This window comes from Sedimentibacter sp. B4 (assembly GCF_000309315.1).
Lineage (GTDB): Bacteria > Bacillota > Clostridia > Tissierellales > Sedimentibacteraceae > Sedimentibacter > Sedimentibacter saalensis.
Genome location: NZ_CANG01000667.1, coordinates 1 through 206 on the forward strand (window position 1 = coordinate 1; position 206 = coordinate 206).

The following is a 206-nucleotide window of genomic DNA, read 5'->3' on the forward strand; positions in this document are numbered from 1 at the left end:
TAATCCCGGCGACTTCGCGATCCGCAAGGACGTCGCCCGGAGCTTCGCTGATCGGGTCTTCGCGCTCGCCTCGATCCGCTTCGGCGAGGCTCTCGTCGACCCGGAGCTGAAGTGGATGCACGACTTCGTCGATCCGCTCTCCCGAGCACCGGCACGACCGAACAGGTCACCGCCGTGCTGCTCGCCGGGCTCGGCACGGGCAACCG

The 206-nt window shown here is 68.4% G+C and carries 1 protein-coding gene; it reads left to right on the forward strand.

The window, feature by feature from the left end:
- Positions 1-206, forward strand: a 206-nt coding sequence (locus BN358_RS27805; RefSeq protein ID WP_232233235.1) for a hypothetical protein, incomplete at both ends; no start/stop codon positions are given.